Origin of the sequence: Sphingobacterium sp. MYb382, assembly GCF_037572665.1 — a bacterium.
Classification (GTDB): Bacteria; Bacteroidota; Bacteroidia; order Sphingobacteriales; family Sphingobacteriaceae; genus Sphingobacterium.
In genome coordinates this window covers 225,913-244,164 of sequence record NZ_JBBGZT010000024.1, presented here as the reverse complement: position 1 = coordinate 244,164, position 18,252 = coordinate 225,913, and the positions used below count along the sequence as shown (strand labels likewise).

Here is an 18,252-nt window from a genome sequence, read left to right as displayed (position 1 = left end):
TACATGTGAGTTAGGTTAAATTATTGTGCTATGAGAAATTATTTATTAACATTAGTATTTTTTATCTGTGGTTTAGTTGTGAACGGACAAACATCTGTTCGACTTAATATCGTGTTAAATCACGTTCAGAATTTAACGGTAAACCCGACTCAAGAGACTACGACCTTAACCTATAATACTGTTGAAGATTATAGTAAAGGGGTTGAAGTTGTTCAAAAAGAACACTTAAATGTATTCAGTACAGGTCCTTTTGTTGTGAAAGTGAAAGTTGCCAATGAAGATTTTGTTCAGATAGGAGCTGATGTAGCACGTCGTATCCATTTGCCTAATGTTAGAGTAAGCGCAAAAGCTGTTGAAGAAACGCCAGGTATTAATACAGAACAACGCCTATTAGGTTTAGATGAAAGCTCTTTGATTACGGGCGACAACCCGATTATGAATCAGAAGTTCGATGTGACTTATAGAGGTCCTGGAAATAATGAATTGATATTATTTAGTGAAATGGGTAAAACCAACACGTTTACAAATATTGTGATGTATAGCATTGAAGCAAAATAGAAAAGAGGACCTTAGTCCTCTTTTCTATTTTTATAGTACAGTAAGGTTATGGATTTAGCATAAACATATTTAGTCTCGTTAACTACAAAAGGAGATGCGTCACTGATGAATCAGTGGCGCATCTCCTTTTTATAGCTATACCATTTGCTTGTTAGGATGGCATTGTCTGATTAAGGGAGTTATTATGTAATAGCCTAAAGTATGGGGCTTTTCTTCTGTCTGGTTCAATTTTAAGAGCCTTTAATTCTTTATTTTTAGGTTTCTTCTGATCAGAAGTATAAAAAATTACGGCTGTATTTTTCTGTTTTATGCTTTTTATTGCTGTTGAAGCCCCCTTCTTAACCTATTTTTCTCCTCGTTTTCGACCGTTTTTTATACTCTTTTTGGGCTAGGTTGATTGAGCCGTAGGTTTACATCTACAAAATATTTTTTGCAGTCCGATTTTTGGTGTCATAACAACGACCTAAAAAGTGGGCACAGCGTGTTTAAACACGGTTTCCGACAATGTAGGTTGATGTTGCAACACCTTTTTATATTTCTGGTGTCGTTTTTTATACCTTTCGGGTCTTGTGAATAGATAATTTTGTCCTGTTAGTTAAAAACAAGATGAACGTAATTGTTAAAAAGAAAATGAAAAAAGGACTTATTTTGGCAGCAGCAGTTTGCCTTTCTATCGCAGGTGCAAAAGCGCAAACAAGTAATGTAAAAGTTAACGTAGTATTAAACCCAGCGTTTTCTATCGAGGTTGACAACTCTACATTAGACAAAACTGATAATGGTTTAGAGCAAAAAGATGCGGTAAACTTAGTATACCGTACGGCTTCTGACTACGCTACGGGTGTTAAGAAGGATATTGCTAACCACTTGAAAGTAACTTCTGTAGGTACAGGTTACAAGATTTTTGCTACTGCAGATTCAAGAAATTTACAGAGAACTTCAGGTGAAGGTGTTCCTGAAATGGCTGGAGAAATTGTAACGGTAAAAGTTGGTAATCAAGGTAACGGTGTTAACATCGCTGCTCTTAACGGAAAAATCAACCAAGTTAACAATGGTAAAAATGGTACTACTGCAAAAGGTGAAGTTGTTTACACACTTGGTAACTCAAACTCGACTGAATCAGTTGTTGGTTTTGGTTTAAATGTAGAGTATGCAGCTAGAGCTTTAAACACTGCTGAAGTAAAAAGTTTCTTAGGTCAAAACAATGCTATTGGTGCTCGTTACACCGTGAATGTAACGTACAGTATCTTAGCTGACTAAATAGCCTTTAATCACAAGCGCTATTTCTAACCACATTAAAAAAAGCAAGTGCCAAAAACACTTGCTTTTTCTTATCCTTTGAATAAAGACTTTCGGTTTCTTTGGTATCTTTGCTTAAGAAACACACATACATTATACCATGACACGTATCCTTATCGCCTTATCTGTACTGCTTATTCAAACTTTATTTGCTACTGCGCAAACAGGTCTTAGTGTTGGTCCGCCGCGTCTATACTTTGTGGCCAATGGTGGACAAAGTCAGAGCTTAACAGTCGATGTGACCAATCCGAGCAAAGACTACACGCTTGAGTTGGCTGCTTCTATGGAAGATTGGGACTACAGTGAATATGGTGATAACGTGTTATACCCAAAAGGAACATTGGCTAAAAGTTGTGCCAATTGGTTGTCTGTATCTGAGCCATTCTTTGCGTTGAAACCAGGAGAAACGAAAACATTACAGGTTAATATGCTCGTTCCTCGTGAGTTGACGTATACCGGTAGCTTACCTGTACATACAGCGATGCTTTTTGTGACGCAACTTAACCCTAAAGAGGGCAATCAACGTGATGGTGCTAATATCCGTATCGCTTTGCGATCAGGCGTGAAAGTATATCACCGTTTCAACGGAATGGATCGTCCTGATTTAGAAATTAGGGATTTACAGTATATAAAAACAGATAGCGTAGGTAGCTTTTTAGAATTAGGCTACGAGATTACAGGTAATATTTGGCTAGAAGGACAGATGCGTGCTGAACTTTTAAATCAGGAGACTGGAAAAAAAGTAAGCTTGGCAAATTCATCTTTTTATGCCTTACCGGGAGATATGCGTAAAAGCTATATTGAGATTCCTAAAGACTTACCTAAGGGTAATTATTTAGCTTCGATTATGCTTTTTTATGGAAATCAACAACTCGTGAAAGCGGGAGAATTGGAATTTAGCTATGAACCACCTCATTAAAAATACTTTCCTTGTTTTTGGGAGCTGTTTATGTTTTATCTCTGCTACTTATGCACAGATACGGCAAAATTTCTACTCGCCAAAATCATTCTATCAGGTTACCTCTTACTTAGGTTATCAAACCTTAGAACGATCTACTGTTTTTCAGTTTGATATTGATGATGCTGCTTATAATCTACAGAAATGGTCTCTTTCTGTTCGATTAGCTTCTCCTGTTACGATTCGTGAGGGTGGACCTAGCCGAAGTGGAAAAATGTTCCCTTTGAATAAGCTTAGTTTCACTTGGAATATGAATAACTACCAACGAATTAGCCCACAGAGTATTGGGGTTAATACCGGTGAGATTATTCTAAATGAAGCTAGTGAAGTGTTCTTAGTGACGAATTCGCAAGCGCCATTAACTGGTTTTGGACAATTTCTTATTGAGAATCATTTCCGCGTCCTTCAAGGTAAATATTTAGATGACTTCCAGAGTGGTTTAGACCAATGGACGTATATCACGTATAATATTCCGTTGGTATTTCAGCTTTATGATTCGCAAAAGAAACCTGTAGGCCCAGCTCAACCCTTATTGTTTAATGTGCAGATAGCGCCTAAATTGTCGGATGGGAATATGGTGGATGTCGAGCCCGAGTATAGCCTTCAATTGGGAGCGGAAGCTAGCAATGCTATTTTACGCTTTGTGAGTACGAAAGATTACAAAGAAGGTGTTTCTTTATTGCTAAAGGATGCCGTTAAGGTTAATGCGAAGACGAATTTTGAACTTCGTGTAAAAGCTTTAGATACAGAGTTGGCACGTACAGGTGGTGGTTCTTTGCCATTATCTATCTTGAATACACAGCTGACGCCTGGAACAGGGGCAAGGCCCGTGACGAGTAATCCGGTAATACAGCTTAGTACAACAGAGAAAGTACTGTTGTCAGGAACTTCCGTGGATAAGAAGAATGCACAATATTTTGATTTAAATTATAGAGCTAAGTTGACGCCAGAACAGGTTACATCTGTTAAAACTGGGGAGTATGCATTATCTCTACTTTATCTATTATTGCCTAAGTAGGCTTTAGTGGTATTGCAATTATGAAATTTCCTCTTTACTTTTTATTTCTTTCGCTTACCTTTTTTGGCTTAACGCCAGTTAAGGCACAGTCTGGTATAAGTCTTACCGTAGAACCTACTATTACACTAAATCGTGGTTTAAATACGGTAGATATCATGTTGCAAAATGATACACAAGAAGATTTTAAAGGTACTCTTTTCTTAAAGTTGCCTAAAGAGTTGACCAGTATTGTTGGCGAGCAGATTTCGGTACATATAGATGCTGGAAAAAAACGCTTTATAGCTTTACGATTGACGACAGTGGCTTTGTCTAGCTTAAAGAAAAAACAGCTTAATTTAGAACTTCGCAATTTAGACCAAAAGATGGTCTTACAACGAACGGTACAGCTTGATGTACCTGAGAAAAGATCGGTTTTTATTCAAGATGTTTCACCATTACAGTACTTTAGGCAAGTTGGTGACTCTATTCATGTTAAGCTACAAGTCGTAAATAATGGAACGACGGATGAGCAGGTTAACATTCTTTTTTCTTCTCCTGACCGTATTGGTGATCGTAACTTTAAAGCGATGCCTATCAGTTTGAGATCTGGACAAGACTCCTTACTACAGTTTTCTTTTGTTGTGGAGCGCTATATGCTAAACCTCGCTCAGTACACGGTGCGTATAACAGGTATTTACTCAAATAGTGATGTCTTTGGTAATGCTTCTATTCTGTTTTCAAATATCTCATCCGATCGGAATTTCCAAAAGATGTTTCGTGTAGAAAGCAATGAAACGGTCTACTCACGTAACTTTGTAGATTTTCAAGTTAATAATCCGTTTGACTCTCGGTCGATGTACTATTTACGTTCGGAAGGTGCTTATCGCCTTGGAGATGGTAAGCTGCGTTATAGTTTTAGTGGAACACAATTTGGAGATTTTGGTAGCAACCCTAATATCAATAGTACGTTTGTTGAGTTTGAACAAGGACAGATGCAAGCTACTTTAGGAAACATACAAGAGAGCGATGAAATTTCAATTTATGGTAGAGGAGCAAAAGTCGCCTATTGGAATGAGGATAAAACAAATAAAGTATCTGCGGGTTTCATTGAGAAATCCAACGATTTATTGGGTTTCTATAATAATGGGAGTTTAGGCTTTTCCGCTTTTAGCAGATTGATGTTGGGCGCGCAAGAGGATGGACGTAAGGCTTACGACGGACAAGTTGTCTATTCCAAAGATAACTCAGATAGTACCCGAAGTTTTCTATTTGCCAATACTTTTGACTTACTGCCTAAGGACTATGATAAGAATTTAAAACTTACTGGTTTTATTGGTGGAGGTCTTTACAGTTCTTTTGCTAACGATGTGCGCACGAATGCAACTCAGCCTTCAGGAGCTTTTGGTTTAAAAGCAAATGGGCGCATTGATAAATGGAGCTACTCTAGTGATAACTTTTTCAGTACTGGTTACTATACCGGAAATAGAAGAGGGGTATTTCAGTTAATGGAGCGCATAAGTCGTAATATAGGTAAAGGGAATTACAGTTTAGGATATTCCTATTTTGAGTATAGCCCTGAGTTTGTGAGTAAGTATTTTAATACATTTAAAAGCACAAACTCGCGTGTTGACGTCAGCATAAATATACCGGTATCGTCATTCTTCAACTGGAATATGCAACCTTATTGGAGTAAAGAGTCTGGCCAATTTTTGTTAAATAATCAGGTTTCAAATCTTACTTCACGCTCTTTACAATTTATGAGTAGTGTGAATTTACGTTCACGTAGCTATAAGCATAATTTGTATTTGACTACAGAAGCTGGTTTAATTTCCGTGGAAGATGAGTTGAAAGATAAGTTTGTCTTTCGAGGGAATTTCTCTTACGGCTATAAAGGATTAGGCCTTTTTGGAACCTACCAGCGTGGTGCATTTCAGGTGTATGAACTCATTAATAGTATCCGCCTAGGACGAGAAGATGAGGACCGTTTTACGGTTGGTGCTTCTTACTCGGGGGCTTTCTTCCGTCGTAAGTTTGTATGGTCCGCTAACTCGTCGGCAAGTTTTGCACCGATATCTGGGAATGGTTATGCTACAAATGTTAATGGTAGCTACCGTGTGGCGACAAACACTATGGTTACCAGCTCGCTGCAATATACCTATACGAAAGGCCCTACAGGGTATGATTATTCATATAGCAACTTCCGTATTGGTGTAAGACAAAACCTTAAAGGTAAAAACCTGGATCTTCCTACCGAGAAAACAGGAAACATGAAAGTATTCTGTTTTTACGATAATAATAACAATAATGTGTTTGATGCAGGCGATGAAATCGCTGATAGCTTCAATTTCACGGTACGTAATGTTCTTTTCATAACCAACCGCAAAGGACATGCAACCTTCAATAAAATGCCATATGGCGAGTATGCTCTCTTTTTTCCTATGCGTAATGGCTATCAGGGGGTTACTAAGCGTGTGGAGATTAACTCTTCTTCACTACTCGTTGAGGTACCTCTTCAAAAAATTGCCATTGTAAAAGGTAGCATAACGATTAATTTTGACCCGAACCTAAGTATGGAGGTGGACCTAAATCTGGATGGTTATAAAATTATGGCGGAGGATGACCAAGGGCGTAGTTTTGAGGTGAAAAGTAGCCAAACGGGAGATTTTGAATTCAATTTGCCGCAAGGGGAGTATACGTTCTATGTGGATGTTGCTTCTATTCCAGCAAATATGTTTATTAACTTCAATCAACAAAAAATGAGTGTTGAAGTAAGTAAGTCCTATACCTTGGAGCCTTTTGTTATTGATGTTAAAGCTAAGAAAGTGGAGGTTAAGCGTTTCGGTGTTCGATAAATTTTGCAATTCGCAATTATGAACTCCGGAAATAATGCTTAACTTTGCTTCATTATGGATGACCCCGCGCAACTGTCCGAATATGGTAAAATACTATTAATAGCAATAATAGGTGCGCTATTGGTGTGTGCAACCATATTCTTAGCACGGTTTATTTCACCTAAGAAGCCTAATCCAATCAAGCTCAGTACATATGAATGTGGGGAACAACCTACAGGTAGTGCATGGGTACAAATCAATCCTCGTTTTTACGTTATCGCCTTAGTTTTCTTGCTTTTTGATGTAGAGCTAATATTTGTGTTCCCTTGGGCCACAGTGTTTGGTGATGCCGAGTTAGTAGCTGCCGATGGTCGTTGGGGATGGTTTACTTTAGTGGAGATGGCTATTTTTCTAGGTATTCTCGTTGTCGGCTTGCTTTATGTTTGGAAAAGAGGAGATATAGCATGGGTAAAACCTCAGCATCAGCGACCTACCGTGAAAATAGGTATCCCTGCTACTGCTTATGGAGCGATCAATAGCATGACCTATGCTATCCGTAACTATAAACAAACCGAGGCGACAGCTGTTGAAGAAACTACTTTAGCTCCTGCTAAAGCATCAGGAGGATTGGGCTTTCGTCCAAAGTTTAAAAGCAACAATTAAGGAAGATGAGTAACGCTAATAATCAACAACAAAGTGGAGGTGTAATTATCGCCAAGATGGACGATTTGCTGAATTGGGCTCGTCTTTCATCCATGTGGCCTGTTAGTTTTGGTATTGCTTGTTGTGCCATTGAGATGATGGGAGCGATGGCATCGACCTACGATTTAGATAGGTTTGGTGTTTTCCCACGCCCTTCACCACGTCAATCTGATGTGATGATTATTGCGGGAACGGTAACCTTTAAAATGGCCGATCGTATTCGTACGCTCTATGAGCAAATGCCGGAGCCGAAATATGTGATATCAATGGGCTCTTGCTCCAATTGTGGAGGTCCTTATTGGCAGCATGGCTATCATGTGGTAAAAGGGGTAGATAAAATTATTCCTGTGGATGTATATGTACAAGGGTGCCCTCCACGTCCAGAGGCATTAATTGGTGCCTTTTTGGAATTACAAAAGAAAATAGAAACAGAAAATATACTTCAGGACAAATTTTTTCCTGAAAACGCTTAATATACTTAAATTAAATATGGCAAAGGATTTTTATGGGGATCTACAATTAGGGATTCTCGGTGGTGGTCAATTAGGGCGAATGCTTATTCAAGAGGCCATTAATTTCAATGTGAATGTTCATATCTTGGACCCTGATAAAAACGCACCATGCCGTAAACTGTGTAACCGTTTTGAATGCGGAGATCTTTCTGATTTTGATACGGTTTATAACTTTGGTAAGGACCTGGATTTAATCACAATTGAGATTGAAAAGGTTAATGTTGATGCTTTAGAGAAGCTTGAAGACGAAGGAGTGATTGTTTATCCGCAGTCTAGAGTTATTCGTCTTATTCAAGATAAAGGATTACAGAAACAGTTCTTCAAACAAAATAATATTCCTACAGCAGGATTTCAATTGATATCATCCGTAGAAAACTTAGCTGAAACAACGATTGCCTTACCTTACATTCAAAAGCTTCGTAGAGATGGCTATGATGGTAAAGGAGTGAAAAGAATAAGTACCGAGCAAGACCTTGAAACAGCTTTTACGGCTCCTTCACTTATTGAAGAACTTGTTGATTTTGAGAAAGAAATTGCGGTTATTGTTGCGCGTAATGATCGTGGCGATGTAACAACCTTTCCTTTGGTAGAGATGGAGTTCAATCCGGAAGCAAATTTGGTGGAGTTTTTAATATCTCCTTCAAACTTGAGTTTTGAAATTCAGATGCAGGCTGATGAGATCGCTAAGAAGATTGCCAATGATTTACAAATCGTAGGTCTACTTGCTGTCGAAATGTTTCTAACGAAAGATGGTCAGATTTTGGTTAACGAGTTAGCTCCTCGTCCGCATAACAGCGGCCACCAAACGATTGAAGGTAATGTTACCTCTCAATTTGCGCAGCATTTACGTGCTATCTTCAATCTTCCTTTAGGTTCTACGGCTGCACGCACTAATGCCGTAATGATTAACCTGTTGGGTGAGCCTAAATATGAAGGTTTAGCTAAATATGATGGGGTAGAAGACGCATTGCGTATTGAGGGCGTGTTTGTACATTTATATGGTAAAAAATATACCAAACCGTTCCGCAAAATGGGACATGTGTGTATTGTGAATGATGACCGCGAGTTAGCAATAAAAAATGCACGTTTGGTTCAAGAAATACTAAAAGTTAAAGCATAAAATATGAGTTTGGAAAATAAACCATTGGTTGGTATTATTATGGGAAGTCAATCAGATCTTCCTGTTATGCAAGATGCGATTGATGTATTAAAAGTATTGCAAGTTCCGTTTGAGGTGACGATTGTATCGGCACACCGCACACCACAACGTATGTTTGATTACGCTACTTCAGCGGCAGAGCGTGGCTTAAAAGTTATTATTGCGGGCGCTGGTGGTGCTGCTCACCTTCCTGGAATGGTGGCATCTATTACGCATTTGCCTGTAGTAGGTGTGCCTGTTAAATCTTCTAACTCTATAGATGGTTGGGATTCTATATTATCTATCTTACAAATGCCTAACGGTATTCCTGTTGCTACGGTAGCATTGAATGCAGCAAAGAATGCAGGTATCTTAGCTGCACAGATTATCGGTACATCCGATGTTCGCGTAGCGGAGAATATCTTAGCTTTTAAGGCTGATTTGAAGGCTAAAGTTGAAGAAACAGCTACAGCGGTAGAGCAGATGAAATTTTAATGTTCTGCTTCGTTGAAGCAAAACCTTTTTATAGAATAAAGGCGACCTCTTGAGGCCGCCTTTATTATTATTTAGCTAAATGTTCCTGAATGTAGGTGAAGCTTTTCTTAATACTTTCAAATTTATTAGGAATATAGATGTCATCCTGCTCAACAAAGGCATATTTCAAGCCTGCTTTGCTTGCATACTGTGCAATGTTGACAAAGTCTATTGCTCCCGTTCCGACTTCCGTGTAGCGGATATTTTTCATGATTTCCATGAAGTCTGCTTTATCAAATTGTTCACCGATGATAGGTGTGGTGAACTGCTTATCCATATCTTTCACGTGCCACATGCTAAAGCGACCAGGGTACTTCTCGAAGTACGACTGTGCGCTGTATCCTGCTTTTTGTATCCAGAATAGATCGAGCTCAAAGTCGACAAGACCTGCTTCGGTAAATGCAATAAGGATATCTAATCCTTTGGTGCCATTGGCGAAGTTTCTAAATTCCCAGAAATGGTTATGATAGGCTGCTTTTATTCCTGATTTTTGAGAAAGCTCACCCGCTTTATTTAAACGCTCCGCTGCATATTGGTAGTCTTCAACCTTCAGGTTGTTTAGGTCGTCCATAGGCGTTACTGGCGCTACGATATACTCCTGGCCTAGTCCATGAGCTACTTCGATATATTTTTCAATACTCTCCGATGTTGATGATCCTCTTTTTAGGTAGGTAGACATATCATAATGGCCACTATGTGTTTTTAAGCCATTATCATCTAAAACCTTTTTCAATTCGGGGATGGATAGCCCCCAGAAGCTACTTTTTGCTGTATCTAAACCAAATGTTTCTACATGCTTGTAACCAATCTTAGCAACTGTTTCTAACGTTTTTATCGGGTCTTCAGCAAGAAGGTCACGTAGGGAGTAAAGTTGTATTCCTAAATTATGGAAGGGAGAGTTTCCCGATTTGTTGGTTTCACATGAAAAAAGATAGGGTGTAAAGAGAGCCGCGGAAAGGCCTAGCCCTGCCTGTTTTATGAAATTTCTACGACTATTATTTTCTTGTTTCATAGGCTTTTATTTTACTTGGTGTATGAATTTAAGCAAAAATATTGAAATGAAAAAGGTCCTTTATGAATAAAGGACCTTTTCGTTGTTTGTAAAACCTGAAGGGTTAAACAGTCATTATATCTTTTTCTTTTAATTCGATCAATTGATCTACTTTAACGATGAATGCGTCAGTTAATTTTTGAACTTCACCTTCGCCTGTTTTGATTTCATCTTCTGAAACACCATCATTTTTCAATTTCTTGATAGACTCATTGGCATCTTTACGGATGTTACGAATAGCAACGCGTCCTTTCTCGGCCTCATCTTTCACTTTTTTCACTAAATCGCGACGTCTTTCTTCTGTTAAAGCAGGTACTGATAAACGAATTACAATACCATCATTTTGTGGGTTTAAACCAATGTTAGAATCAATGATTGCTTTCTCGATAGCGCCGATGATATTTTTTTCCCATGGTTGGATAACAATTGTACGCGCATCTGTTGTATTGATGTTACTCACTTGAGAAATCGCTGTCATGTTACCATAATAATCCACAGAAATACCATCTAACATGGAAGGAGAGGCTTTACCCGCTCTGATCTTTGTAAACTCAAATTCTGTATGCGCGATAGCTTTCGCCATGCTCGATTTACAGTCATCTAGTTCTAAGGAGATTAGTTCATTCATATTTTTATTTTTTCAATTCTTAATTAACTAACTAACTACCGTACCGATATGTTCACCTTCCGCTAATCTTTTCAAATTGCCTGGTTTGTTCATATCAAACACGATAATAGGTAAGTTGTTCTCTTGACACAAAGTAAATGCCGTCATGTCCATTACATTTAACCCATTAGCATACACTTCTTGGAAGCTAATTTTGTCGTAACGTTGTGCTGTAGGGTCTTTTTCAGGGTCAGCAGTATAGATACCATCTACACGCGTTCCTTTAAGTACAGCATCCGCATTAATCTCGATAGCACGAAGCGAAGCCGCTGTATCTGTCGTGAAATATGGATTACCTGTTCCAGCTCCAAAAATTACAATCCTTCCTTTTTCAAGGTGTCTAACTGCTCTACGACGGATAAAAGGTTCACAGATTTGTTCCATCTTGATAGCGGTTAGCAAGCGGGTTTTTAAACCTACTTTTTCTAAAGCATCTTGCAAGGCCATACTGTTAATTACTGTTGCCAGCATACCCATGTAGTCTGCTTGAACGCGATCCATACCTGATTTCTCAGCGCTAAGGCCTCTGTAGATGTTACCACCACCGATAACGATGGCTATTTCCAGTCCTTGGCTGTGAATTTCTTTGATATCGTTAGCATATTGAATCACTCTGTTGATGTCAATACCATAACTTTGTTCGCCCATTAAGGCTTCTCCGCTGAGTTTTAGTAGGATACGTTTATATTTCATGATTGTTTTTTGGGGCATTTCCAAAAGCCAAAGATAAAACTTTTTTTACGCTTCTGCGGATATTATTAAGCTTTTTTCGCTTCCGCGATAACGCTTTCATAATAGCGCTCGTAAAGCGGCAAGATATTAGCAATGTCAAACTCCTTCGCACGCAAGTATGCAGCGTTTTTAAATTTCGTAAGACGGTCGCAATCCTCCAGGATGTAAAGTGCTTTTTTAGCCATATCATCCACATCGCCAACATCACTTAAGAAGCCGCTTTCTCCTTGAATATTAAGTTCTGGAAGACCTCCCGTATTTGAAGAAATCACAGGAACCGAACAGGCCATGGCCTCTAATGCTGCCAATCCAAAGCTTTCTGAAGAAGAAGGCATTAAGAATAAGTCAGAAACAGATAGTATTTCTTCTATGGCATCTTGCTTACCTAGGAAGCGTACATCGTGGCTTATTCCTAGCTGACGAGCTAGCTCTTCCGCATTTCTACGCTCAGGGCCATCGCCCACCATCAGTAATTTGCTCGGTAAAACTTGGTTTACTTGGTGGAAAATACGAATCACATCGCCTGTATTTTTTACTTTTCTGAAATTTGAGGTGTGCATTAAAACACGCTCATTTCCTGGAGCAATAGCACGCTTAAAATGTTCTTTACTTTTATTATGGAAACGTGTGAAGTCAATAAAATTTGGAATTACTTGTATATCTCTTGTGATATCGAAGGACGCTAATGTTTGTTCCTTAAGGTTTTCAGAGACGGTGGTTACTCCATCAGACTGGTTAATGGAGAACGTTACGACTGGGCTAAAGCTTTTGTCTTTACCGACAAGCGTAATGTCTGTACCGTGAAGTGTGGTAACAACCGGAATGTATATGCCATGTGTTGCTAATATCTGTTTCGCTAAATAGGCTACTGAGGCATGTGGAATTGCATAATGTACGTGTAAGACGTCTAATTTTTCAAAACGTACGACATCAACAAGTTTACTCGCTAATGCGGATTCATAGGGTGAAAAATCAAACAGTGGGTATTGCGCCACAGCGACTTCATGGTAATAAAGATTCTCCGAAAAGAAGTCTAAACGAGCTGGCTGTGAGTATGTGATAAAATGAATCTCATGGCCGTTAGAGGCTAGGGCCTTGCCTAGTTCCGTTGCGACGACGCCGCTTCCACCGAAAGTGGGATAACATACTATGCCTATTTTCATCTCTTCTTTTTCTGTTGTTGTATACGTTTTAAGGTTGTTGTCATATCCTATTGAAATATGCGCATTTCAATGGTACAAATTAACTGTTAATTCAGCAGGATATACTCACCTGTTTGCAATAATTGTGCAAAATTTTCTAACGGCTTTTTGATCGCGCTACGCATGGATTAGATTCAAGAAAATATGCCATAAAATTTTTACTTTTGGTATATGATAAACAAGGAAAGCATATTGTCAGAATTATCCTACAAAACGGCCCGTTCTGGTGGTCCAGGAGGGCAAAATGTAAATAAAGTAGAATCCAAAGTTATTCTTCTATGGGATATCGCTGCTTCGTCTTTTTTATCTGATTCGCAAAAATCACTTTTGTTAGAACGCTTAAAAAATAGAATCAATAAAGAGGGCATATTCCAATTAGAATCATCTGTCGATCGCAGCCAACTGCGCAATAAAGAGCTTGTTCTAGAACGTTTCTTTAATCTCTTAGATTCCGGTTTGACGGTTGCCAAGCCCCGTAAGGCAACAAAAGTTCCAAAATCCAAAATTTTGGAACGATTAGATCGTAAAAAGAAACAGGCACAGAAAAAATCTTATCGCGGGAAAGTTGATTTTTAAAATTAAGTATCTGTTTGTTAGCCACTTGTTGTTTGTTTTCAAAACAAACTAAAGAATTAGTTTTAAAACTAAGTTTTTAGTTATATCTTTATTGTGTAATCGATTACAGACGATCTAGGTCTACACAAATTAATAAAGTCATGAATGAACTAAAAGAACTAACAAAAGCGGAAGAGCAGATTATGCAGCAGCTTTGGGAAATGGGAGGAGGATTTGTGAAAGATATTATGGAGCAGCTGCCTGAACCAAAACCAGCTTACAACACAGTGTCTACTATTATACGTATCCTAGAGACCAAGGGTTTTGTAGGGCATGAAGCTTTTGGTAAAAGCCATCGCTATTTGCCAAAAATTCAGAAAGAAGAATATAAGAAATTAATCACTGGAAAACTTTTGCATAACTATTTTAACAACTCGGCAACAAGCATGCTTTCTTTCTTTTTGGAAGAAAAAAAGATGGACGTGAAAGAGCTTGACGAGATTATGCAAATAATTAATAAAAACAGATAAAGCCTAACCAGCTTATAAACGACGTAATTATGATTTATTTACTTTTGGTAAATACCACGCTTATGCTGTGTTATTTGCTATATATCCTTTTCTTCAGAAGGCTAACCTTTTTTCAGCTAAACAGGATTTATCTCTTAGGGGCTGTACTTGTTTCTTTGCTTATTCCCGTGGGTCTTTTTATTAAGATTCCTAGCAGTTGGTTTATGAAGGAGACACTTCCGGTTATTGATTTATCATCCTTGATGACTGAAGCTGTTGTTATGGGGAGGGTAAGTACATCTCAGATTTCTTTACATATGCTATTGCAAATGCTGTATTGGGCGGGTGTGACCATCGGTTTTGCTTGGCTCTTGTTTCGCCTAGCTTATGTTTCCTACCTTGTAGGCCGTAAGAAAAGTACATTTAGTTTTGCTTTTTTTCACCGTGTCGTACTTGGTGATCAGGACTTGGGTAGCCCAATTATTGCAGCGCACGAGCAGGTGCATGTGCGGGAGGGGCATAGTTACGATATTTTACTGTTGGAAGTGGTGAGTGTGTTCAATTGGTTTAATCCCATACTATACTTTTATCTGAAGGAACTTAAGTTCCAGCATGAATGCATTGCAGACGATCAGTGTTCCCAAGATAAAGTTAGCTATGCTGAATTGCTGGTTGCGCAAGCTATGCAGGTTAAATCGGTTCATTTTTTACATGAGTTTTCCAATCAATCTATTTTAAAAAATCGAATTATGATGTTATTTAAAGATAAAACGAAAACACAAAAAAAGTGGCTTTACGTCACTATTGCTCCTGTTATTTTGTTAACGGCATTATCGACTATTGTTTTTAATACGAGTCAGGCAAAAGCATTGGTTCATGGTTTAGAAGATAAAGTAGCTACTAAGAATTTGCCAATAGGGAACTTCACTATGGCTGATGATAGCGATAAGGCGAATAGTGCTACGGAGACAGCTCGTAAGGTAGCGCTAGACGTGGTTCCAGAAAGCTTTGTTGAGCAAAAACAAGATACGAGTCGTCAAAAGACTGATGAAAATAAGAAAGGTGGAGTTTTCAATAATCCCGAGATATTGGCTAAACCGAAACAAGGAATTACTGATTTTAGAAAATGGGTCGGTGCGCATTATAATTATCCACAATCAGCAATTGATGCGGGTGTAAAAGGACAAATAATAGTTTCTTTTATAGTGGGAATTAATGGTGATCTCGACGATTTTAAAGTCGTTCAGGATGTTGGTCATGGTACAGGAGAAGCTTTAATCGAAGTATTAAAGACATCAGATTCTTGGGATCCAGGAATAATAAATGGTCGCAAGGTGCGTACTCTTTTTCAGCTGCCAATGACATTAGACTTAACACCTTAGCGGTTCTTCGGAGTAATTGCAAAGTTTAAACCTAATTCGTTAACGGTTATTCGTGGGTACAATGTTTGATGTTGTGCCAATGGATAACCGTTTTTTATATCGTTAAAGAGGCTTATTTACCGTAATCTCTTGATTTCTTCTTGCAACTGCTCAATCTTCTGGAGGAGTTGCCGTGCCACCTGAATACCTTGCATATTTATTTCAAGTTCGTAATACCAGGTGCTGTACTGCTCTAGTGCCTGTAGTTGCTCCTCATCAAGGTACTCTTCGTCTTTTTCTTTTAAAATATCTATCAGCCCCGATTCGGAAAGCTCTTTTAGAAAAGACGTTTCCAATTGATGATGAGAGGTGCGAATGTCTAGGATACGGATTAAGCTCTTTTTCATGGTGCTATTTTTTAAGATCAGCCAATTGTTGAAATAGTTCCTTCTCTTTGTCGTTGAGCGTTGTTGGTAATTTTGCTTCTAGGGTGATGTATAGGTCTCCAAATTCACCTTCTTTTTGGTAAACAGGAAAGCCTTTTCCTTTAAGGCGTACTTTAGTCCCGTTTTGGGTGCCTGCCTTTAGTGGTATTTTAACTTTTCCCGCCAAAGTGTCGACAATGGTTTCACCACCTAAAATAGCGCTGTATAGATCTATTTCTTGGGTTTTGTATAAATCATTCCCCTTGCGTTGGTACTGTGGGTCAGGTTTTATGTTAATCTGAATATAAAGGTCACCGTTAGGCCCCCCATTAGCACCTTCTGTCCCTTGACCTTTTAAGCGTATCTTCTGTCCATCATCAACACCAGCAGGGATGGTGACACGGATGTTTTTACCATTTATAGTAAAAGTTTGTGCATGCTTTGTATAGGCTTCCTGTAGCGTAAGGGATAATACCGCTTGGCTGTCTTGGCCTCTAAACTTTGTCTGTCGACCACCACCACGACGGCTACCAAACATTTGCTCAAAGAAGTCCGAAAATTCTCCGGTATCATAGTTTCCAGAATAGTCAAATCCCCCAAATGGGTTTTGTTGACCTCCAGATGATTGACGTTGTTGTTGACCATAAGCTTCTCCATGCTTCCAGTTTTCACCATACTGATCATATTTTTTTCTTTTTTCGGTATCGGTGAGTACTTCATTGGCTTCGTTAAGTTCTTGAAACTTTTTCTTCGCCTCTTCGTCGTTGGGGTTTAGGTCGGGATGGTATTTCCGAGCTAATTTGCGATAAGCTTTTTTTATTTCGTCTTGTGTAGCAGTTTTGGCTACGCCTAATGTTTTATAATAGTCTACAAAAGCCATGTTTGCTTCCCTTTGGGTTGGATAATCTGTGTGCAAGCAAGGCATTAAATGCTGCCTTAAGCCATTACTACTAAGTTAACAAAATAGATTCGTTTATTGTTTTATTTTAGGCATTAATCCTTTGTTTAAGCTGGTGGAAATAGGATACATTTGTTATAAAAAAATAGGGAAAGTGTTTCTTGCTGAAACGACTTTCCCTACCTATACATGCATGTAGATGGTGACTAATTTTTTATTAGTTGCACATTTTTTCCCACAAAGCTCTCTTTGAAATACTGTTTGTTACCTTGAACAATAAGTGTTTTAAGTTCGTGAACACTTGTCTGGGAGTCAGATTTTACAATGCTTCGACCATGAAGATTAGCTAATACGGTATCTGCTGCTAGTTCGTTTGAATAGTTTAATTCCGCATCTTTTAGATCTGCCTTAATCGATTTTATCTTGGCCGCATTGATTTTTAGCATTGATTTATCTTGAAGATTTAACTGTAGGTTGTTTATTTGAAATTCTTCATATTCGGGCTTGCCCGTGTACATATTTATGTTGGTGCCATCGTTAATTTCTAAAGCTAGGTTATCCTTTCTTTGGTTAACAGAAATATGACCTTCTGTATTGTTAAAAATAATCTTTTCTAAATTCCCAATATCATTTAATGAAAACGTCGTTGGATTACTTATGTCAAAAAATAAGGTGTCATTGGTGACACGTGTGTTGAAGTTGTAGATATCCTTTGAGAAGTAGCTATTTTCTCCGCTGGATAAACTTATGGAAGCCCTATGTCCATTACCCTCAATTTTAAGGATGCGGATGTTATCTGGATAACTCTTCTTTAGCTCTACTTTACGATTGGATGCCCAGAGCTTCGAAAGTAGATCAAGTGGCTCTCCTTCTTTACTGAGACGCATCGTTCCCGAAAGACTCGGAAAAATGGTCATGCATAGCATGATAATGAAAGCTATGCCAAAATATATAAATGATTTTTTCATGATTTATAGTCGTTATAATGTTGTATAATTTCGTTCAACTCAATCTTTAATAGCTCCATCGTTTTGAACAATAAGGGTAAATCTGTATGGATAAACTCTTGCTTCCTCTCTCGTTTGATTATTTCAATAGCATCAGGACTTACAAAGAAACCCAATCCACGCTTGTTGTAGATAATCTTATCCTGTTGTAAGATATCGTAAGCGCGCATGACCGTATTGGGATTCACCTCTATGTCGCTACCAAACTCTCGCACTGATGGAATTTTAGCATCGGCGGGCCATTCTTCCCGTAATATTTTCTCCATGACGAGTTGTTTAATTTGTAGATATATGGCTTTATCGGATGTAAATTGCATGG

The 18,252-nt window shown here is 38.5% G+C and carries 20 protein-coding genes; 12 read left to right on the top strand and 8 right to left on the bottom strand.

From position 1 onward, the window contains the following. Window positions 1-30: 30 nt before the first annotated feature. The 9 genes from WH223_RS11700 (at window position 31) to purE (ending at window position 9,487) form a co-directional block, all read left to right on the top strand. Window positions 31-558, top strand: coding sequence for a hypothetical protein (locus tag WH223_RS11700; protein ID WP_340047849.1), 528 nt, complete (start codon window positions 31-33; stop codon window positions 556-558). A 630-nt stretch (window positions 559-1,188) separates the two neighbouring features. Next, a complete protein-coding gene (locus tag WH223_RS11695) occupies window positions 1,189-1,815 on the top strand; it encodes a hypothetical protein (protein ID WP_340047848.1) in 627 nt (208 codons plus the stop codon). A gap of 139 nt (window positions 1,816-1,954) precedes the next feature. Further along, complete coding sequence (locus WH223_RS11690) at window positions 1,955-2,773, top strand: fimbrial biogenesis chaperone (RefSeq protein WP_340047847.1); 819 nt, start codon at window positions 1,955-1,957, stop codon at window positions 2,771-2,773. Next, complete coding sequence (locus WH223_RS11685) at window positions 2,757-3,830, top strand: hypothetical protein (RefSeq protein WP_340047846.1); 1,074 nt, start codon at window positions 2,757-2,759, stop codon at window positions 3,828-3,830. The genes WH223_RS11690 and WH223_RS11685 overlap by 17 nt, the downstream gene beginning before the upstream one ends. A 20-nt stretch (window positions 3,831-3,850) precedes the next feature. Continuing rightward, a complete protein-coding gene (locus WH223_RS11680; protein ID WP_340047844.1) occupies window positions 3,851-6,661 on the top strand; it encodes an MSCRAMM family protein in 2,811 nt (936 codons plus the stop codon). A gap of 54 nt (window positions 6,662-6,715) precedes the next feature. Next, the gene (locus tag WH223_RS11675) at window positions 6,716-7,303 is read left to right on the top strand and encodes an NADH-quinone oxidoreductase subunit A (RefSeq protein ID WP_340047843.1); all 588 of its coding nucleotides are present in this window, start codon (window positions 6,716-6,718) and stop codon (window positions 7,301-7,303) included. Between the two features lie 5 nt (window positions 7,304-7,308). Next, complete coding sequence (locus WH223_RS11670) at window positions 7,309-7,815, top strand: NADH-quinone oxidoreductase subunit B (RefSeq protein ID WP_340047842.1); 507 nt, start codon at window positions 7,309-7,311, stop codon at window positions 7,813-7,815. Between the two features lie 16 nt (window positions 7,816-7,831). After that, window positions 7,832-8,974 carry a 5-(carboxyamino)imidazole ribonucleotide synthase gene (locus tag WH223_RS11665; RefSeq protein ID WP_340047841.1) on the top strand — a complete coding sequence of 381 codons (1,143 nt, stop codon included), beginning with the start codon at window positions 7,832-7,834 and terminating at the stop codon, window positions 8,972-8,974. A gap of 3 nt (window positions 8,975-8,977) precedes the next feature. Next, on the top strand, window positions 8,978-9,487 hold the full coding sequence (gene purE, locus WH223_RS11660) for a 5-(carboxyamino)imidazole ribonucleotide mutase (protein WP_340047840.1): 510 nt from the start codon (window positions 8,978-8,980) through the stop codon (window positions 9,485-9,487). A 67-nt stretch (window positions 9,488-9,554) separates the two neighbouring features. Here the strand turns inward: purE and WH223_RS11655 are convergent, their stop codons facing one another. The 4 genes from WH223_RS11655 to bshA form a co-directional block, all read right to left on the bottom strand. Then, window positions 9,555-10,538 carry a sugar phosphate isomerase/epimerase family protein gene (locus tag WH223_RS11655; protein ID WP_340047839.1) on the bottom strand — a complete coding sequence of 328 codons (984 nt, stop codon included), beginning with the start codon at window positions 10,536-10,538 and terminating at the stop codon, window positions 9,555-9,557. A 103-nt stretch (window positions 10,539-10,641) separates the two neighbouring features. Further along, entirely contained in the window at window positions 10,642-11,205 is a 564-nt protein-coding gene (gene frr / locus WH223_RS11650) for a ribosome recycling factor (protein ID WP_340047838.1), read from the bottom strand. 27 nt (window positions 11,206-11,232) lie between these two features. Further along, window positions 11,233-11,937, bottom strand: a complete 705-nt coding sequence (pyrH, locus tag WH223_RS11645) for a UMP kinase (protein WP_340047837.1) — start codon at window positions 11,935-11,937, stop codon at window positions 11,233-11,235. A 65-nt stretch (window positions 11,938-12,002) separates the two neighbouring features. Continuing rightward, window positions 12,003-13,139: an N-acetyl-alpha-D-glucosaminyl L-malate synthase BshA gene (gene bshA / locus WH223_RS11640; protein ID WP_340047836.1), complete on the bottom strand. Its 1,137-nt coding sequence runs from the start codon at window positions 13,137-13,139 to the stop codon at window positions 12,003-12,005. Window positions 13,140-13,349: 210 nt separating this feature from the next. Between bshA and arfB the strand changes: the two genes are divergently transcribed. From arfB to WH223_RS11625, 3 genes are all read left to right on the top strand, one after another. Then, window positions 13,350-13,754, top strand: a complete 405-nt coding sequence (gene arfB, locus WH223_RS11635) for an alternative ribosome rescue aminoacyl-tRNA hydrolase ArfB (RefSeq protein ID WP_340047835.1) — start codon at window positions 13,350-13,352, stop codon at window positions 13,752-13,754. A gap of 140 nt (window positions 13,755-13,894) precedes the next feature. Then, window positions 13,895-14,263 (top strand): BlaI/MecI/CopY family transcriptional regulator, encoded by a 369-nt coding sequence (locus WH223_RS11630; protein ID WP_340047834.1) that lies wholly within the window; start codon window positions 13,895-13,897, stop codon window positions 14,261-14,263. 29 nt (window positions 14,264-14,292) lie between these two features. Beyond that, window positions 14,293-15,624 (top strand): M56 family metallopeptidase, encoded by a 1,332-nt coding sequence (locus WH223_RS11625; protein ID WP_340047833.1) that lies wholly within the window; start codon window positions 14,293-14,295, stop codon window positions 15,622-15,624. Window positions 15,625-15,740: 116 nt separating this feature from the next. Here the strand turns inward: WH223_RS11625 and WH223_RS11620 are convergent, their stop codons facing one another. From WH223_RS11620 to WH223_RS11605, 4 genes are all read right to left on the bottom strand, one after another. Beyond that, window positions 15,741-16,010 (bottom strand): chaperone modulator CbpM, encoded by a 270-nt coding sequence (locus tag WH223_RS11620; protein ID WP_340047832.1) that lies wholly within the window; start codon window positions 16,008-16,010, stop codon window positions 15,741-15,743. Window positions 16,011-16,014: 4 nt separating this feature from the next. Next, window positions 16,015-16,908, bottom strand: a complete 894-nt coding sequence (locus tag WH223_RS11615; RefSeq protein ID WP_340047831.1) for a J domain-containing protein — start codon at window positions 16,906-16,908, stop codon at window positions 16,015-16,017. A 224-nt stretch (window positions 16,909-17,132) separates the two neighbouring features. Continuing rightward, window positions 17,133-17,894 carry a hypothetical protein gene (locus WH223_RS11610; RefSeq protein ID WP_340047829.1) on the bottom strand — a complete coding sequence of 254 codons (762 nt, stop codon included), beginning with the start codon at window positions 17,892-17,894 and terminating at the stop codon, window positions 17,133-17,135. Beyond that, entirely contained in the window at window positions 17,891-18,250 is a 360-nt protein-coding gene (locus WH223_RS11605; protein WP_340047828.1) for a GntR family transcriptional regulator, read from the bottom strand. Before WH223_RS11605 ends, WH223_RS11610 begins: the two co-directional genes overlap by 4 nt. Window positions 18,251-18,252 lie beyond the last annotated feature (2 nt).

Excerpts from the sequence above, each read along its gene's own strand:
- WH223_RS11665 (WP_340047841.1), top strand. The coding sequence starts at position 7,832 with ATGGCAAAGGATTTTTATGGGGATCTACAATTAGGGATTCTCGGTGGT.
- WH223_RS11675 (WP_340047843.1), top strand. The coding sequence starts at position 6,716 with ATGGATGACCCCGCGCAACTGTCCGAATATGGTAAAATACTATTAATA.
- WH223_RS11685 (WP_340047846.1), top strand. The coding sequence starts at position 2,757 with ATGAACCACCTCATTAAAAATACTTTCCTTGTTTTTGGGAGCTGTTTA.
- WH223_RS11670 (WP_340047842.1), top strand. The coding sequence starts at position 7,309 with ATGAGTAACGCTAATAATCAACAACAAAGTGGAGGTGTAATTATCGCC.
- purE (WP_340047840.1), top strand. The coding sequence starts at position 8,978 with ATGAGTTTGGAAAATAAACCATTGGTTGGTATTATTATGGGAAGTCAA.
- pyrH (WP_340047837.1), bottom strand. The coding sequence starts at position 11,937 with ATGAAATATAAACGTATCCTACTAAAACTCAGCGGAGAAGCCTTAATG.
- WH223_RS11700 (WP_340047849.1), top strand. The coding sequence starts at position 31 with ATGAGAAATTATTTATTAACATTAGTATTTTTTATCTGTGGTTTAGTT.
- WH223_RS11630 (WP_340047834.1), top strand. The coding sequence starts at position 13,895 with ATGAATGAACTAAAAGAACTAACAAAAGCGGAAGAGCAGATTATGCAG.
- bshA (WP_340047836.1), bottom strand. The coding sequence starts at position 13,139 with ATGAAAATAGGCATAGTATGTTATCCCACTTTCGGTGGAAGCGGCGTC.
- WH223_RS11680 (WP_340047844.1), top strand. The coding sequence starts at position 3,851 with ATGAAATTTCCTCTTTACTTTTTATTTCTTTCGCTTACCTTTTTTGGC.
- WH223_RS11655 (WP_340047839.1), bottom strand. The coding sequence starts at position 10,538 with ATGAAACAAGAAAATAATAGTCGTAGAAATTTCATAAAACAGGCAGGG.
- WH223_RS11605 (WP_340047828.1), bottom strand. The coding sequence starts at position 18,250 with ATGCAATTTACATCCGATAAAGCCATATATCTACAAATTAAACAACTC.
- WH223_RS11625 (WP_340047833.1), top strand. The coding sequence starts at position 14,293 with ATGATTTATTTACTTTTGGTAAATACCACGCTTATGCTGTGTTATTTG.
- WH223_RS11610 (WP_340047829.1), bottom strand. The coding sequence starts at position 17,894 with ATGAAAAAATCATTTATATATTTTGGCATAGCTTTCATTATCATGCTA.
- WH223_RS11615 (WP_340047831.1), bottom strand. The coding sequence starts at position 16,908 with ATGGCTTTTGTAGACTATTATAAAACATTAGGCGTAGCCAAAACTGCT.
- WH223_RS11695 (WP_340047848.1), top strand. The coding sequence starts at position 1,189 with ATGAAAAAAGGACTTATTTTGGCAGCAGCAGTTTGCCTTTCTATCGCA.
- WH223_RS11620 (WP_340047832.1), bottom strand. The coding sequence starts at position 16,010 with ATGAAAAAGAGCTTAATCCGTATCCTAGACATTCGCACCTCTCATCAT.
- WH223_RS11690 (WP_340047847.1), top strand. The coding sequence starts at position 1,955 with ATGACACGTATCCTTATCGCCTTATCTGTACTGCTTATTCAAACTTTA.
- frr (WP_340047838.1), bottom strand. The coding sequence starts at position 11,205 with ATGAATGAACTAATCTCCTTAGAACTAGATGACTGTAAATCGAGCATG.
- arfB (WP_340047835.1), top strand. The coding sequence starts at position 13,350 with ATGATAAACAAGGAAAGCATATTGTCAGAATTATCCTACAAAACGGCC.